Origin of the sequence: Pleomorphomonas koreensis DSM 23070, from assembly GCF_000425185.1 — a bacterium.
GTDB lineage: Bacteria > Pseudomonadota > Alphaproteobacteria > Rhizobiales > Pleomorphomonadaceae > Pleomorphomonas > Pleomorphomonas koreensis.
In genome coordinates this window covers 116327-132183 of the sequence record NZ_AULH01000007.1, presented here as the reverse complement: position 1 = coordinate 132183, position 15857 = coordinate 116327, and the positions used below count along the sequence as shown (strand labels likewise).

Sequence of the window (15857 nt, the reverse complement as noted above, 5' to 3'; positions counted from 1 at the left end):
GTGAGCCCCCTGTCAGGCCGGCCAGCCGGCGGTGATGTCGATGGCGTCGAGCGCGGCGGCGTCCTCGGCCGCCAGCGCCAGATCCTTGAGGTCGCGGCGATGCTGGACGATGGCGGCGTACCAGTCGCCCACCGTGGCGGCGAGCGTCAGCCCGGCGGCCGGCGTGGCGAGAGGGATGCGTGTGTTCTCGAGCGCGATCCACCCCCGCGAATAGCTCTCCGGCCAGGAGACGGCGCCGCTGGCGGCCGCCGTCGCGGTCGCCGCCATGGCGGTGAGATCGGACCGGCTGTCGGTATCGAGGGCGACGTGCAGCCCACCGTCAACCGGCGCGCCAGCGGAGAGCAGGGCGTCGGCGGCGGCGTTGATGGCCGCGATTTTGGCGGCGCGGAGATCGTCGAGCGACGAGGCGGCCTCGGCTGGCGCGGCCCAAGTCGCCCCGTCGAAGGTCCACCCAATACCGATATCGACACCGTCCGGGCCGAGCACAGCGCCGAAGTCCGCCGGGTCTGCGTCATCCGCCAGCGCAATGACGTTCACGACAAGGCCGCCGGCAAGGACAATTCCGATCATGACTTTCTCCGATAGAAAACGGCCACAGCGCCGTTTACCCCGTAACTGAGGATGGTGTTATAATATCCACGAGCGCCGGGGCAGTATGCGGATGTGCGATCCCAAGCTGCGGCGGCTGACTTTCCAGAAATCTGAACGTTTGACAGAGCTTCATTCGGGAACGCGGCGCGTCTAACTGATGCCTGGAGCGAAAAAACGGCGGCCGTAAGCTCTCTACCGGCTGGCATAGCGGTGATGGAAAATCGGCAATTCTCTACATAGGTGTTTTGTATATTGCCGCCAGAGCCTACACCATGGGTGACACTTCCGCTGGCCTGATTGCTAGACCCACCGGTCGCACTAAGCCCCTTGAAGGACGACGTGCCCGCGGTAGACGAGACGGTCCCGGCACCGACCACGGCGGCTACAACCTCGCCTGCCGTGGCGGTGACTGTTCCACACGCCACTCCGCCTTCGCCACCGTAACTATTAGACGACGAATTCGACCCGCCACCGCCACCCCAGACGAACACGAGCGGATCGATGGACGGGTCAAGGTCAGCAGGGAACGTGTAGTTACCCGACACGGTTATGAAGTCGACATCCGTGTATCCGCTCCCATGCGCGGCGATGGCCTGAGCTACGTTGAGCGGGGACATCGGCTTGCCAGTAAGCACACCCGCTTTGGCTTCGGCCTCCGTCGCGTAGTCGAGCGACACGGTGACCGTTGCGCCAAGCGTCGCACTCGCGCCGCCATTGATCGATACGCCAGGGCCGGAGGCGATCGTCCTCGTCGCCGGCACGTAGCCGGCGAGCATGGCCTCGATCTGGGCTGTGGTGGAGTAGGAGGACGGGTCCCACGTAGACGCCGCCTCGGCGCTGTGGGCGGCCGCCTCGGCCGCGTCGGCCGCCGCCTCCGCGTTGGCCGTTGTGGTCTCGACGGCATCGGTGACGGTTTCGAGCACAGCGGAAACTCTTGCCGTGGAAGCGTCGATGTCGCGCCGCTGCTCTTGCAGGCACGCCGCCTGTTTGGATAGCTCCAGTTCCAGCTTGTCGGCCGAAATGCTCACGCCCTTCGTCACGTCGAGGCTGCGTTCGTGCAGGCGGCGCCCGGAAATCCGAAAATCGTGCGTGGCGGAATAGGCCTCTCCGAACGTCACCGTGAAGGGCGACAGAGCCGCCGCCGTCGTCTTGGCGATGGTCGCGTCAACCTCGATCCAGTCGGCCGTCTCCCCGGCACGCACCTCTACGACGACGTCTTCCGGATCGAAGATGGAGAACTGGCCGGGCGCGCCGAACGGCCCGTAGACCGCCGACACGCCGTCGAAGTCATACGGGCCGGCCTCGCGATAGCTTCGCGGAAGCGGATAGGGCTGCACCATGTCGGGCCTCTTCTTTGGCCCGATTGTGAATCGCGCGCGCGCCCGTTAATTGCCGCCTATGTGCGACAGGTCCGGCTCCCTTGCCGGCAGCGGGTCGCCCGGCCGCCAGAAGTAGTCCTGCCCGGTGCGCTTCCTGAGATCGCGCTCCTTGGCCCGGAAGCTCTGGTGTGCCTTGGGGTCGGCCAGCCATTGCAGTTGGTCGAGCACCATCCGCCGCCAGGCGCCGCGCGTTGCCCAGAAGCTCGGCAGGATCGGCGTGTAGCGGCCGGCGAAATCGATCGCCGGCTTGGCCGTCTTGCCCTCCGCCGAGTTCAGCATGTCGAAGGGCAGTTGCACCGTGTCCGACAGCAGGGCGGCACCGGGACCGGCGAGCATTCCGGCAAGGCCGGTGCCGAACCGGTTGGTATTGGCCTGAAGCATATCCCCGAAAATGCCGAAGCCGCCGCCCTTCAGAAAGGCCTTTCCCCAGAAGCTCGCCGTCGTCATGTCTTCCGGGTCTTTGCCATCGCTGAGACCGATCAGTTGCTGTGCGATGGCGCCGCCGATGGTCAGGCCGATCAGCAGCGTCGAGGCATAATGCGCAGCGCCGATCTTCGCGCCTCGGCTGTCGTTCAGGGCATATCGGGAAATCGCCTCAATCTGGTTGGCCGCGAACGACAGGCCGAAGCTCTTGAACTGAAGGAAGAATTCTGCCGTCTCGCCAACCATGGTTCCACGCGGCACCTTGCCGGTGAACATCGATCGCGTGTTCGGCGTGCCGCTCGGCACGGAACGCTCGCGCCAGCTCATGGTCAGTTCCGCCAGCTTCTCGGCCACATCACGATTGCCGGTTTCCCCGACGATCGACATGGGCGTGACGAGCCCGTCCGGATCGACCGACTTCTGCATGACCAGCCAGTCGGAAGCGCTGATGCCGAACCCTTCCATGGCGGCGCGGAATCGGGGCGTGAGGTCGGCCCATTCGGTGCCGGACTGGGAGGCGATCTCACGATGCCAGATGCGCGCCTCGAGGAGCTGCCGCGCCGTCGTCACCGGCTTCAGGCCGAACAGCGTCATCGAGCGGTCGACCAGATATTTCGACCAGTCCGAGCCCGTCATCACGCCGAGCATGCGCGCCTCGTCGCGATAGGTGTGCATGAAGTCGTCCCAGATCACCGCCGACGCCACGATGTCCTTCCGGTTCTGTTTGGACATCATGGCGAACAACTGGCCGAACGGCTTCCACACCGGCAGGTCGGCGAGGCGCCGCGCCGACGCTGCGACGAACGGATCGGTTACCGAGGCGGTCACGCCGGCGGCGCCGAGCATGGCGGAATTGGCGAGGTTGCGGATATCCGCCGTCGATTTGGCGACGCCGCCCATCACGGTCGGCCGGCCGCGCAGGGTGTCGTAGAGGCTTTCGATGCGATAGGCCGCCACGGCGCCCGGGTTGCCCTTGCCTTCCGCCCAACCCTTCACCTTGCCGGTCGGCCGCGCGAAGCTGGCCTTGCCGAGATCCGCTTGCGCGATCTCGTGTCGGACAACCTGCGTCATCCACGCCACCATGGCATCCGGGTTCGGCCCGAATTTCTCCATCGCGGCGATATCCTTCGCCATGGAGTTGATGTGATCGAAGGCCGTCTGGATCACGTCGCCCGTGCCGAAACGCTCGTTGTAGACAAGCCAGTCGTCGGCCGTCCTGAATACCAGGAAGCGCTCGTCCTGCCGCTGGCTGGCCAGCTTGCCGCGCCCCTGCGGCCGCATCGCCGGCTGCATGTGCGCCCAGTTGCCGGTCAGGATGGAATCGGCGGCGTAGTCAAGCGCCTTGTCGAGGCCGCCGGCGCCGACCGGCTGGCCGGTCAGCGGGCTGATCATCTTGTCGGGATCCAGCAACGGTCCGATGAAGCTTTTCCAGACCGCCTTGGCTTCGACGGCTGTCTTGCCGAGCGCGCGAATGCGGGCGGCGTCGTGGGTCTGTGGCATACCCCAGTTCAAGAGTTTCGGGATGCTGCCGCCGGCATTGTTGAACCGCTGGCGCAGATACTCGAACACTTCCGACAGGTTCTCGCCGAGCGCCTTGGCAAGGGCGTTGCCGGTGTTCTCGCCGCGCATCTCGCGCACCATGTCGGCGGCCGTCACCATGTTCTTGCGGCGGCCGAGCACGGGTGTGCGGTCGAAGGTGAACATCAGGTCGGCGAGCTTGCCGTGTGCCATGGCGATGATCGCTTCGGACTTTCCGCGCATCGACGACATGCCGCGGAAGCCGTAGTGGCTGAGTTCACCAAGCGATGCCTCGTACACGTCCGGCTCGCCGGAGGCGTTGCGGTAGCCCTGAAGTTCCTCTTTAAGCCCGAGGCGAGTCGCTTCAGTCAGGTGCGCCTGCCGTTTCTGCTCCGCCGCGTCGGCCTTCAGGTCGGCGATCAGCTTTTCGCGGGCAGCGCCGGCCGCCGGGCCATCGCCGAGAGAAAGCCGTGCCTGGGCAAACCTTTCCTCGAATTCGTCCGCGAGGAAGGCCGCTTCCTCCTTGGTGATGTCGCCTTCGGCGGCAAGCGAAACCAGACAATCCTTGAAGCCCATCATACCCTCATGTCATGGCATCGTGCAGAGTTCGGCCATCGTGGCGAGGTGTTGCGTCCGGTCGGCCCGGTCGATCTGGTCGACAGCCGAGACGAAGCGCGGCGTGCCGTCGGCGTTCGCGCCGTCGGGCAGCACGTCCCAAAGCGACAGTTCGGCCGCAGTATCAGGCTCCGGGATTGGCGCCGCCGCTTCGGCAATCCGCAGCGCCTCGGCGCTTCCCGGCTCCGGCGCCACGGCCGGCTTCAGCACAGGCTCCGGCCTCTGCGCGTCTTGCATCAGCCGGCTGAAGCCGCGCCGTTCGATCAGGTCCTTCACGTCGTCGAGGAATCGCCGCGACTGGTTGGCGATGGTCTTTCCTTCCGAAACCGCCCGCGCCGCGTCGGTCAGGAGGTCGCTCATCTCGCCCCGGCGCCGTGCCATCTTCTCGATCAGCGTCGCCACGAAGTCGGCGCTCACCGCGCGCACTCGGTTGCCGGTGCGATCGAGGCTGTTGCCGGCCTGTTCGATCAGGTCGGCATTGGCCGAAAGCTGCTGGAACACCCGCTTGTCGGTGCGGAGCTGCTGCATCGCCTGGTCGAGCACCTTGACGCGCTCGCCGATCAGCGTCTTCGCCACGTCGAAGGCGCCGAACATGTCCGTCTGGGTCTCGTGAGAGACGCCCGACTGCTGGATTTCCTGCACGAGAAGCCGCGCTTCCCGTTCAGTGTCCGGCGCGTAGCGCTTGAGATCGGCGAGAATGGCGGCGTGCCGGGCCGGGTTGGCCTCCATCTCGCCCACCAAAGCGCCGTGGCTGTCCGGCACGAGGCCGTTCGTCACCATCCGCCATGCGTCGTCGGAAAGCCGGGCGAGGCCCTGTGCCTTGCGGATCATCGGGCCGGTGGTCGGCAGGCTGGCGTCGAGAATATCCGGACGGTCGCGCAGGATGCGGGCGGCATCCAGCACGCTGCCGCTGCCCTCTTGCAGGTTCTTCTTGGCGGCGAGCGCCCGCACGTCGGGCACCGTCCAGCCGTCCGCCTCGCGGAACACGTAGCCGTCGAGCTTCACGTCCTGGCCGGCCGCCTCGAGGCGTTTGGCCAGCCCCAGCCGCTGGTGTCCGTCGGCGATCACCTTCGCGCCGTCCGCGCGCTCGAAGACGAACACCTTGCCGCTCGCCATCGGGTCCCAGCGCGTGACGCCGGCAAGTCGATCGGTCACGCCGGCCGCGTCGCCGCCATCCTTGTACTGGAAGGCGCGCGCGTCCGTGCCGATGTCCTTCGGATCGAAGCTGGCATAGGTCACCGGCTTGCCGCCGATGGCGCCGCTCTCGCCCTTCTGGCTTTCGTCGACGACGCGCGCCACCTCCGGCGGACGTTCCGGTTTCGGGACCGGGCCGACGGCGCGCGCCGCTTCGGTCGGAAACTCGGCGGCGCCGATCGCCTGCGCCTTCAGCATGGAGGCTTCGTCCGGCGTCAGCCCGGCCGGCGGCGTGCCGAAGGCGCTGGCATCGGCGGCATCGGAAAGTTCTGCCTGCCGCGCCATGGCCTTGTTCGTCTCGTCAAGTTCGACGCCCGCTTCCTTGGCGGCGGCTTCGAGGTCGGCGATGGTGCGGGCGCCAAGCATCTTGCGGACAGCGGCGCCGGCAAGCTTGCCGCCGGCACCGAACGCCGCGCCGACTGCGCCGGCTTCCGCGATGTTGCCGGCGGCCAGTCCGGCCCCGTGTTCCATGCCGAGGCGCTGGCGGCGGCTCTGCTCGAAGGGCTGCACGGCCGCTTCGGCGCCGGCGTTGACGATGGCCTCCGACGCCATGGTCCGGGCGATGCTGCCGATGATCGTCTTGCCGCTACCGAGGAAGCCGCCGCCGGCGAACAGCAGCGGTGCCTGCATCGGGTCGCGCACCATGCCTACAGCCCCGCCGGCGAAGCTGGCCGCAAGCTTGCCGAGCGTCCCAAGGCGCGGATCGGCGGCGGCCTCGGAAAGGTCGCGCGCTTTCTGGCGCGCCAGATCGTCGGCTTCCTCGGCAACCGTCTTGTCGCCGAGGATGATCTGCCGCTGACCGGGAAACTTCTTCGCCAGTTTCTCAGCCTGAAGCCCCCAGCGGACGGCCGCCTGCGTCGGCGTCAACCCCCGCACGGGCATGAACCCGCCGCCAAGGCCGGGCGGCTGGTTGGGATCGTCCATCGGATTGTCCATGCTGGCGCCCGTCGCCGCCTTGATGGCCTCGATCCGCCGCTGGTAGGCCTCGCGCAGCATGAGGCGCGAAGACATGCTGTTGCGCACGGCGTCGCTGTCTGCCACCGTCGCGCTGTACAGGCGGCCCATCGCGCCGAGCCAGCCGCCATCGTCCGGCGCTGCCTCGGAGCTGCCGGCACGGCCGGGGTAGGCCTTGGAAAGGTCGAACGGCATCAATACCCCCTGACGATCCCGACGGTGCGCTTCGCCAGCGTCGGCAGCAGACTGTCGAGGTCGAGCACCCAGGGCGTGCCGTCGGCGTTGCGGAACATCCGGCCGTTGCCGCCAGTCTGGTCGCCGAGCACGAACACGTAGCCGCCGGCAACGGCGACCGGCCGCGCACCGTGGATTTCGCCCCAGTTGAGTGGCGTGCCGTCGTCTGTCGCCGGTCGGCTCGGCAGGTCGCGGTCCCGGATGGCGTCGAGCAAATCGCCGAACCGGCTGGCGTCGACGTCACTCGGCACGATCACCTGGTCGCTGCCGCTCCAGTAGCCGGGTCGGTCGAGATCGGCGATGCCGCCATACTGATGTGCGCCGACGATCGTTGCGCCGGCAGCCTCGTTGAGCGCCTGCTTGTAGATGTCTTCGGCACCGGGATCGTCTGGCAGGATGCCGGCCTCGGCCAGCCGATAGCGGGCGATCAGCGCGGCAGACGACTTCAGCCGGCGCATGTCCTCGGGCATCGCCTCGTAGGCGTTGCCGATCGTCTGTGCCGCCCACGGCGCCTGCACTTCCGGTTTGATCGACTTCCACTCCTTGCCGTCCGGCGATTTCGACGCGCCGCGCAGGAGGTCGAGCGCCGTATCGCCGGATCCGCCGGCGAGCAACAGGCGTCCGGCATCGGCGATCGGCTGCGAGCTTTCCGAAATCTCGCCGAGGATGTCGGGCGCCGCCGAAGCGCTGCCGCCGACGATGCCGGTCAGCGCCGACGCCACGGCGTCCGGATCGGATTTCAGCAACCCGGCCAGTTCCTTCGCCTCGCCGGGCCGGAGATAGCGCGGCGCGATGCCGTAGTGTTCGGAGATGGCCCGCGCCGTGACGACGCGCTGGGCCACATCGCCGGCGAGCGCCGCCGCTTCGACGCCTCCGGAAAGGTCGAGCGCCGGCACATCGCCGACAAGACCGCGCTCAACCGCGAGGCCGAGCGGGTCTTTCGCCAGCATGGTGCGTGTCTTCAGCACCTGCTGCTTGCCGAACTGGATGGCTTCCAGTTCCTCGGCGGTCGGCGCGCGACCGGGCGCATCGCCGGATGCTTGCTGCTGATGCAGGGCCTCGGCATAGGCCGTGGCACTGTCCGCATCCTTGAACTTGCCGAGGAATCTACCCGTGCGGTGATATTCGTCGATGGCCTCATCATCGGTGAGCAGCCGGCCGTCGTCTGAAACAGTGGGGACAAGCACTTCCACCCCATCTTCGCCGAACGACATGCTGCGGACGGTCGACACGCTTCCGTCGGCGTTCTGGACGTGTGGCCTCGCCGTAAGATCGATATTGCCCGGCTGGACGAGGCCTTCTGGTGAAGGCGCTGCCATATAGCGATCGGTCGAAACCTGATCAGACATTTCCTGAAGTTTGGCTTCCGCCTGGTCGACGGGCAGGTCTCGCAGGATCTTCGCCACTTCGATCTTGGCCGTGGCGCCGCGCACGATGGCCTCGCCGTTCGGCGCCGTCCCGGCGTCCGTCGTCAGCTTGTTGATCTCGGCCGGGCTGGCCTCGCCACCAGCCGCGACACGCGCCGCCAAATCGTCGGCGCGGGTTTTCAGCGCCGCGTCGGCGACATTGCCTTCGGTGCGCTTCTTCGCCTCGATCGCCCCCATCCGCGCGTCGAGAGATTCCCATCCCTGCTGATCGATCCCGTCGAGCTTTCCCGCCGCGAAATCTTCATGATATTTCTTCCGAAGCGCCGCCACGTCCTCGGGCGTCGTCAGTGCCTCGCCCTGCCGCTCGTAGAAGCGGCCCACCGTGGCGCGCCGGCTGGCCGTCTTCTGGTCGATCGCCTGAAGTGGCGTGATGTAGCCGCGTTTCGCCGCCTCGTCATACTGGGCGTCGATCTCGCCCTGTCGGCGCGTGAGATCGGCAAGGCCAGCCGTCGAGCCCGGCACGGCGCCTTCCACGGCCCTGTCGCGCTGTTCTTCCGACGACTGGATGTTGCCGAGGAACGTCGCCTGCTGGTTGGCGGTCAGCTTCGCTTCGGCCCGCTTGCCGGCCTGGGCGATGGCCGGCGCCGTAGAGCGCTGCCATGTCGCATCGAAGTCGGCTTGCAGTTCGGGGAATATCTGCGGCTGATAGGCTTTCCTGAGGTCGGTTAGCGCTTGCGTCATGCCCGCCGGATCGTCGGCGAACCTCGTCTCGATCTCGCCCACATCCTTGTCGATCGACACCTGGATGCGCTGCCAGTAGTCCACGGCGTGTCGGCCGAACGGCGTATCCGGGTTGCTCGATCGCACCCCCGGCGCCGAGCGGGTGACGCCGGGCGCCCCGCCCATCTTGTCGATCCAGAGCTTGGCAAACTGGCCGGCCGTCATGTCGGCCGTGCCGCCGTTCGAAAGGATGTGGCTGAGCGGCACCACGTTGACGGCGAGCTTGTCGGGGTTCTTCAGCAGCTCCTCGGCGCCGCCGGCGCCCTGCTGGTGAGCAAGGTACAGTTCGCCCGGCGTCGGATCGCGGCCGAGCGACTTCTTCAGGTAGGCGCGATTGTCGCGCAGGAGGCGGGCCGCCGCGTCGGAGGCCTGGGCGGGATCGTAGGGGTTGGCGAGGCCGTAGTCGCGCGCCGTACCCGGCACGAACTGAAATGGGCCGGCCGCCTTGCTGCCTTTATTGTAGGCCTTGACGTCGCCGCGGCTTTCGATGAAGGCGATGCCGCGCATCGTCTTCGCGTCCTCGCCATATTTCCCGGCGGCGGCATCGATCGCCGTGCCGAGGTCGCCGGCGCCGATGTCGGGCACCGGCCCGCCGCTGATCGTCGTCGAGCCTTCCGAAGAAGCGAGCGCTTCCTGAAGGTCGCGCTGATCCTGTGCCTGGGCCTGTTTTTCCTTTGCCCGCTGGCCGAACACGCCGGCCGCCTTGGCCAGGGCGTCGGCGGTGCGATACCATAGGTCGCCGCCGAACGCCGGCTGGCCGACGCGCCCTTCCGGCAGGATCGGATTGAGGCGGAACGGCTGGTAGCCGGCCGGTTCGCGCATGCGCGCCATGGTGCTCTCCCGTGATCAGGCGAAGGCGGTCAGGCCGCCCACTAGCGCGTTCATGATGCCGGCGCTTTTCACCTGCTTGGCGCGCTTGCGATAGGTCGCTGCCCGCTGCTCGTACTGGCTCTGGTTCGACATGGTGGTGAAGGTGTTGCTGGTCAGCGCCTGGTCGGCCTCGCGGAACGCATCCTTGCGCACCTCCGCCGCCGTGCCGAAGGAGAGGTCGACGCCGGAGGCCGCCGCCGCCACGTCGCGCTGGCCCACGGCGTCCATCATCTCGCGCTTGATGGCGAGCTGGTTCGCCCTGCCCTTCACGCCCTCCGTCTGCTGTTCCATGTCCGCTTCGCGCGCCTGCTGTTCCAGCGCCTCCGCATCGGCATTGGCGCCGGCCATGCCCGCGACCACCGATAGCAGGGATGCCGTGCCGGAAAGGATCGACGACAGGCTGATGCCTGTGCCGGCGGCGGCACCGCCGACACCAACCGCCGTTCCAACGGCGGTGCCCGCAGCTCCTGCCGCCGTTGCCCCTGCGGCAGCCGTTCCACCAAGCGCGGCGGGCAGAAGGTCGAAAAGGACGGTCACAGCTTCGCCTCCACGGTCACGTCCCTCAGCCTAAGCCGGCCCGGCCTGAGTTGAGTGATGACGAGCGTCGGCGCGTCGACGAAGCCGGGCATGCCGGTTTCCGTGAACAGCCCCGACTTGCCCGGCATCGGCGCGTCGAACGGATCGTCGATCGAAAGCAGCTCGATTTCTTCCGGCTCCTCGCCGTTGGCGCCGATGGCGATCGACGTGGTGTCGATCAGCGAAAGATGCGCCGTGTGGATGCGGCCGGGCCGGCGGATGATCTTGTTGTCGGCAACGATCAGCACGGCCGGCATGGTCTCGGCCACCGGCGCCACCCACGCGCCGACGGTATAGGTGCCGGCCTCCGGCAGGGTCACCGCGCCGGCGGTCACCGTGAACGGGCCGAAGATGAAGCCGGCCGCATCCTCGGCCCACACGTCGGCGCCCTCGAGGTGGCCGAGGCCGTCGAACAGCGTGCCCTCGATCGTCTTCGTCACCGCCGACTGGAACGGCAGATCCTCCTCGAGCACTTCGATGGTACCGATGCCGTTGCGTTCCACGGCGAGCCATATCCGGTTGTCGCCGTCCTGGCCGATGTCCCTGACGAGGCCTTCCGCCGCGCAAAGCCATTCCACCACCCCGGTGATGTCCTGCGAAGCGATGATCGGCGCCAGCACGAGGCGGCCGTCGTCGCGCATCATCCAGAAGCGGCTGGCGTTCGTCGCCCCGCTCGGCCGCTGCATCGCCGTCCGCGCGATGCCGGAAACGAGGTGCGAGGAAAGAAGGCTCTGCGGCACCGCGTCGTAGCTGGTCGAGACGTCGTTATACTGGGCCGAATAGAGGATGTTGCCGGTGGCGCCGATCCAGAACAGGAAGTTGTCGATCTCGAACACCTTGGTGCCCTTGGCAAGGCCGATGTTCTGGCTGCCCGTTTTCACGAAGTTGAGCGGCGTCGAGCGCTCCACGGTGCGGTTCGGCACGAAATATGAAGTCAGATCGGTGAACACCACGAGATACTTGGTGTCGATCGCCTGAAGAATGGTTTCCGTCGATTGCGTCCGGATGGCATCGAGCCGGGCGGCGCTGTCCTTCTGCCGCTTGATGTTGAGCTGGAAATACTCGCCGACCTCGGAAATCATCAGCGCCGACGGCCGCGCCGGCACGCCGCCGTAGACGGCGCGGTCCTGGTAGAGGTTCATGTTGGCCGGCCAGCCGCGAGTCGCGCTCATGAAGGCTTCGCCGGCCGTCTCGCCGATCGTCTTGTGCGTGGCCAGCGCCGAGGCCACCGAAGTGTTCACGATGTCGCCGCTCACGTCGTATTCGGCGCCCGAGAGGTCGCCGCCGAAGGTCACGGTCAGCCGGCGCGCGCCGGAAACGGAGGCCTGCGTCACGGTTACCCCGCCGTCCGAAAGCGACGGCAGGCCGTTCATGGCGGCGGCGATCGCCGCAGCCCATGCGCTCCATTGCGCTTCGGTGGCCGCGCCGGAAAGCACGTCCGGCCCGAGATTGACGGCCGCCGTCGTCTCGCCGTCGACGGTGACGGCGATCGACAGATAGGTGGATTCGGCCATCTTCACCCAGATTTCCCAGACGTCGGCGGTTTTCGCATAGTCGCCGCCGTAGTCGACTTCCGGGATGTTCTCGAAGGGCCAGTCGTCGAGCGTCCACACGCCGCCGGAAAACGAGCGGATGCGCAGGCTCTTGAGTGCCGGCCCGAAGATGCCGAAGGTGTTCGCTTCGCCGTAGAAGTCGACGTCGTCGATGTTGGCCGTCGTGATGGCCGCTGCGGCGATCGTGGCGGAAAGCGTGGTGCCGAGATAGGCCCTGACGCTGCCGGGGCTGACCGCCATCATGTAGCCGGTCGCCGCGTCGACGCGGAAGCCCGAGAAGCGCGGCGGCGTCGCGGTCGGCCAGGTGCCGACAAGCCGCGTGCCGGGCATGAGGCGCAGGCCGGCCTGCGGCACCGGCTCGAAGCCCTTCACCTGCTTGCCGGCGGCGTAATACTGCTTGATGTCGATGCGGTCGAGGCAGTCCTCGGAGAACTCGCCGGAGGCGAACGAGGTGGCGAAATCACCCGTGCGGTTGACCATGTCTCACCTTCAGGGGAGGTAGCGGGCGGCGGTCAGCGGATCGCTCCAGCGCTGCGGCGATTCCTGCGGCTGGCGCGCCCTGTCCTGCGAGATGAGCCGGCCGAACATGCCGCCGGTGCCCCCCTCGCTGGCCGTGCCGAACGCCTCCTGCCAATATCGGTCGCGGCTGTCGGTGTCCTGTTGCAGCGGTACGGCGAGGTCGGAAGCGAGGGCCACAACGAAGGCAGCCGAAAAGAACGGATCCCACGCACCCGGATCGACCGGATAGGGGCTTTCCGCCCACACGGACGGCACGCGGCAGGCGAGTACGGCGCCGTTGATCCGGAAATCCCGGATAAGGTTGCGGCAGTCGCTGTCAGCGAAGAAGCGAAGCTGCGGCCCGGACGTGCCAGGCGGCAGGTCAAAAGCATACTCGTAGCCGTCTGGCGCCACCTCGGCTCGGCGGACGAGCACTGCAACTTCGGTCGCCCATGTCCAGGAATGCATGCCGAAGCAGCGGCCGACCGTCATCGGCCAAATCAGATCGATGATGCCGGCGAGGCGATCCGTCGAATCGGCGGAGAATTTCGCCTTCGTTCCGAGGCGCGCCAGCGCCTGGTTGACGATGCGCGCACGGTTGGCCGCTGCTGAGGTCATGTCGGAGACCCGGTTAGGCGACGACGATCGCCTGGGCGACGGTGACGTCTCCAGTCGCCGGCACGGCAACGAAACGCAGCACATGGGTGGCCGGTACGCCGCCAAGGCCGGCGGTGACCAGCACCAGGTCGCCGACCTTCACCTTGTCGCGCACGCCGTTGAAATAACCATTGGTGACTATCGCCGCCGACGCATCGGCGGTCGAATAAAAGTGCAGACCGCTCTGGGCGCCGTCGCGGACGGATGTCGAGACACGGGTGAACGCAGCCTTGGCGAGTGCCATTTTCTTGCCTCACGTGATGATTGGAGAGAGGAAAGCGCCCGCGGCCAGGGCGGGCGCTCAAGGCGCCGGTCAACCGCCAGCCGCTTCGGTGATGACGGTCTCGACCGGCCGCGTCGCCCGTTTGGCGAACTTGAAGCGCAGCTTCTTGACGCCTTTCGGGTTCAGGCCGACGGCGGCGCCTGCCACCATCGTCTTGAACTGCTCAGGATTGCCCTGAAGGTCCTTGCGAGTGGAGATGTCGACGTTCTGCTGGTCGACCGGAGTTTCCGCCGCCATGGCCGACTTCGACCAGGCCCACGTGACCAGCTCACCCTCCGCCGGCTTGAACGGCTCGAGCATGTAGTCGGGCACGGTGAACAGATTGACGCCCTTCCACGTGCGCTTGCGCACGCCGATGCGGCTGGCCAGCGGCAGGTCTGTCGGTCCCTGCCACTGAGAGTTGGCGAACTCCTTGTACATTTCGAGCTGCGTCATCCACGAGAACGGGATGGGGCAGTAGATCTCTTCGTCCTCGCCGACGCCAAGGATGAGGTCGGAAGCCTCGCTGATGTCGAGGATATCCAGAATGGAACCGCCGGTACCGATCGTCTCGATGCCGGCGAAATTGCTGAGCGCGTTCAGCTTGATCGTGTCCTTCTTGACGCGCTGCGAGCGCTGCAAATCGTCGGCGAGCACCTGCTGCAGCGCCGGACTGGAACCGATCTTGTTGATGTCCTGCCGCTTGACGAAGGCGGCGGCCTCGAAATACTCGGGCTGGCAGGTCACCACGTCGATGGCGATGCCGCTCGGCACCACCGGCTCGATGGCGCCGGTCAGCGGATACATCACGGTGCCGGTCGAAGACCGCGGGAACTTGATCGAGCTGCCGTCGCGGTCGCCCGGCATGAACATGCCGGCGAGGTAGTCGCCCTTGGTCTTGTCGAGGATCGTCACCTTGTCGACGATGACTTCGCGAAACCATGCGGTGGGGTTCGTCGAATAATCGGTCATGATTGGTCCCTACAGGTTGCGTTTGCCATGCAGGGTCGATGGAGCCAGAAGCGGCGCGGGTCCGAGGATAGCCGCGCCGCGAGTGGGTCTACCCGGCCGGTAGCCCAGAAGGTAAGTCCAGCCGGCCGATGTTAAGTGCTGCCGAGCTTCTGGTAGCGCTCCATCAGGGCGTTGTAGGATGCCTGGTCGAATTCCCTGCTGCCGATGGTGTGCTTCGGCAGCTCCATTTCGGCCCGCAGGCTATCGCGGCTGTCCGCGTTGCCTCCGCCGCCGCCCCCACCAAGCGGCTTGATTCCGCCGCCCTCGATCCGCGACCGGAAGAACTCGACGAACTGGTGCCCTTTCGCCGTGTCGAACATCATCAGTTGGGCATAGTCGGCCGCTTCCTTTGGCATGCCCTGCTGAACCATGGCATCAAGCCAAGCGATATTGTCGTGCATCCGCTTGTCGATGGCCGCATTTTGTTCCACCTGCGGCAGCGCCTTGGCGTGGTCGGGAATCAGCGCCGACCTCTCGGCGGCGACGTCGATCAGCGGATCGAACATGCCGGCGTCGACATTGCCTTCGAGGAAGGCGCCGAGCAGCGCGCCGAATGCCCCCTTGGAGACGCCGTTCTCCTTGGCAACGTCGGCGATCTTCTGGAACACGGGGTCGGAGGAAAGCGCGTCGAAATACCCCCTTGCCTTCTCCGGCACGTTCTGGACATCGGCAATGTAGCCCGCCGCCTCATCCGGCACGCCACCGCCCTTGGCATCACGGTCGCGATATCCTTTCACGGCCTTGGCGAGGTTGTCGATGGTCTCTCGATCGCTCTTGCCATAGAGGTTTTCGGCAAGCCCGTCGGGCCGATAGGGACCCTCCGGCGAGGCAGCGGGAGGATTGCCGCCGTCAGCCGGAGGGTTGCCGTCCGCCGCAGGAGGGGTGACGGACGGCGGCGCGCCGGCGCCCTCGGCACCAGGCGTTGCCGGCTGGGTGCCAGATTCACCACCACCGGCGCCGCCGGCCCCGTCGGGAGCGCGCGCAACGCTATTCAGAAGTTTGCCGATCATGTGCATGGTTTTCCTCCTGGAGTTTGCGGCCCATTTCGATGGCCGCCAGCACGGCCTCACCCACGCCGTTGATGCCCCTGCGGGTGGCGTAGGCGAGCGCAACCTGTTCGATTCCGGCATCGGGCACACGCAGCGGCGCCCTGAGCGTGATGTCCATCAGCCAGTCGAGGAATTCGAGCGTGTCGGGGTTCAGCGTCAGCGCATGGGCGACGCGCGCCACCTTGTCGGACGGCCGGTAGCCGTCCTTCGGCGGGGAGAGGTTGAGCCTTTCCAACTGCTCGAAGCCGTCCCAGCCGTTCTCGAGAAGCTGTTCCAGCGACATGGCCTGTCGCTTGCTGGCGAGCACGTTCATGGCGTCAGCTCTC

General features: G+C 66.8%; 12 protein-coding genes. All 12 read right to left on the bottom strand.

Features of this window, described 5'->3' with window-relative positions; genetic code table 11:
* Positions 1-12 precede the first annotated feature (12 nt).
* Positions 13-570: a DUF4376 domain-containing protein gene (locus tag H512_RS0105820; protein ID WP_026782663.1), complete on the bottom strand. Its 558-nt coding sequence runs from the start codon at positions 568-570 to the stop codon at positions 13-15.
* Positions 567-1931, bottom strand: a complete 1365-nt coding sequence (locus H512_RS26870) for a hypothetical protein (RefSeq protein WP_026782662.1) — start codon at positions 1929-1931, stop codon at positions 567-569. Before H512_RS26870 ends, H512_RS0105820 begins: the two co-directional genes overlap by 4 nt.
* Positions 1932-1976: 45 nt before the next feature.
* Positions 1977-4490, bottom strand: a complete 2514-nt coding sequence (locus H512_RS22725; protein ID WP_169507129.1) for a hypothetical protein — start codon at positions 4488-4490, stop codon at positions 1977-1979.
* 9 nt (positions 4491-4499) lie between these two features.
* On the bottom strand, positions 4500-6869 hold the full coding sequence (locus tag H512_RS0105805; protein ID WP_026782661.1) for a hypothetical protein: 2370 nt from the start codon (positions 6867-6869) through the stop codon (positions 4500-4502).
* Positions 6869-9886 carry a transglycosylase SLT domain-containing protein gene (locus H512_RS25625; RefSeq protein WP_053239603.1) on the bottom strand — a complete coding sequence of 1006 codons (3018 nt, stop codon included), beginning with the start codon at positions 9884-9886 and terminating at the stop codon, positions 6869-6871. The genes H512_RS0105805 and H512_RS25625 overlap by 1 nt, the downstream gene beginning before the upstream one ends.
* A gap of 15 nt (positions 9887-9901) precedes the next feature.
* A complete protein-coding gene (locus tag H512_RS25620; RefSeq protein ID WP_156899387.1) occupies positions 9902-10462 on the bottom strand; it encodes a hypothetical protein in 561 nt (186 codons plus the stop codon).
* A complete protein-coding gene (locus H512_RS0105790; RefSeq protein ID WP_026782660.1) occupies positions 10459-12534 on the bottom strand; it encodes a phage tail protein in 2076 nt (691 codons plus the stop codon). Before H512_RS0105790 ends, H512_RS25620 begins: the two co-directional genes overlap by 4 nt.
* 9 nt (positions 12535-12543) lie before the next feature.
* Positions 12544-13170, bottom strand: a complete 627-nt coding sequence (locus H512_RS0105785; protein WP_026782659.1) for a phage connector family protein — start codon at positions 13168-13170, stop codon at positions 12544-12546.
* 13 nt (positions 13171-13183) lie between these two features.
* The gene (locus H512_RS22710; RefSeq protein WP_053239601.1) at positions 13184-13453 is read right to left on the bottom strand and encodes a hypothetical protein; all 270 of its coding nucleotides are present in this window, start codon (positions 13451-13453) and stop codon (positions 13184-13186) included.
* 69 nt (positions 13454-13522) lie between these two features.
* Positions 13523-14443, bottom strand: a complete 921-nt coding sequence (locus H512_RS0105775) for a phage capsid protein (RefSeq protein WP_026782658.1) — start codon at positions 14441-14443, stop codon at positions 13523-13525.
* Between the two features lie 131 nt (positions 14444-14574).
* Positions 14575-15498: a hypothetical protein gene (locus tag H512_RS0105770; RefSeq protein WP_156899386.1), complete on the bottom strand. Its 924-nt coding sequence runs from the start codon at positions 15496-15498 to the stop codon at positions 14575-14577.
* Entirely contained in the window at positions 15470-15844 is a 375-nt protein-coding gene (locus H512_RS0105765) for a hypothetical protein (protein ID WP_026782656.1), read from the bottom strand. Before H512_RS0105765 ends, H512_RS0105770 begins: the two co-directional genes overlap by 29 nt.
* Between the last annotated feature and the right edge of the window lie 13 nt (positions 15845-15857).

What these genes read in the sequence shown, in the direction of transcription:
- H512_RS22725 (WP_169507129.1), bottom strand. Translation starts at nt 4,490, where the DNA reads ATGATGGGCTTCAAGGATTGTCTGGTTTCGCTTGCCGCCGAAGGCGAC.
- H512_RS0105785 (WP_026782659.1), bottom strand. Translation starts at nt 13,170, where the DNA reads ATGACCTCAGCAGCGGCCAACCGTGCGCGCATCGTCAACCAGGCGCTG.
- H512_RS26870 (WP_026782662.1), bottom strand. Translation starts at nt 1,931, where the DNA reads ATGGTGCAGCCCTATCCGCTTCCGCGAAGCTATCGCGAGGCCGGCCCG.
- H512_RS0105805 (WP_026782661.1), bottom strand. Translation starts at nt 6,869, where the DNA reads ATGCCGTTCGACCTTTCCAAGGCCTACCCCGGCCGTGCCGGCAGCTCC.
- H512_RS0105775 (WP_026782658.1), bottom strand. Translation starts at nt 14,443, where the DNA reads ATGACCGATTATTCGACGAACCCCACCGCATGGTTTCGCGAAGTCATC.
- H512_RS0105790 (WP_026782660.1), bottom strand. Translation starts at nt 12,534, where the DNA reads ATGGTCAACCGCACGGGTGATTTCGCCACCTCGTTCGCCTCCGGCGAG.
- H512_RS25625 (WP_053239603.1), bottom strand. Translation starts at nt 9,886, where the DNA reads ATGGCGCGCATGCGCGAACCGGCCGGCTACCAGCCGTTCCGCCTCAAT.
- H512_RS22710 (WP_053239601.1), bottom strand. Translation starts at nt 13,453, where the DNA reads ATGGCACTCGCCAAGGCTGCGTTCACCCGTGTCTCGACATCCGTCCGC.
- H512_RS0105820 (WP_026782663.1), bottom strand. Translation starts at nt 570, where the DNA reads ATGATCGGAATTGTCCTTGCCGGCGGCCTTGTCGTGAACGTCATTGCG.
- H512_RS0105765 (WP_026782656.1), bottom strand. Translation starts at nt 15,844, where the DNA reads ATGAACGTGCTCGCCAGCAAGCGACAGGCCATGTCGCTGGAACAGCTT.
- H512_RS0105770 (WP_156899386.1), bottom strand. Translation starts at nt 15,498, where the DNA reads ATGCACATGATCGGCAAACTTCTGAATAGCGTTGCGCGCGCTCCCGAC.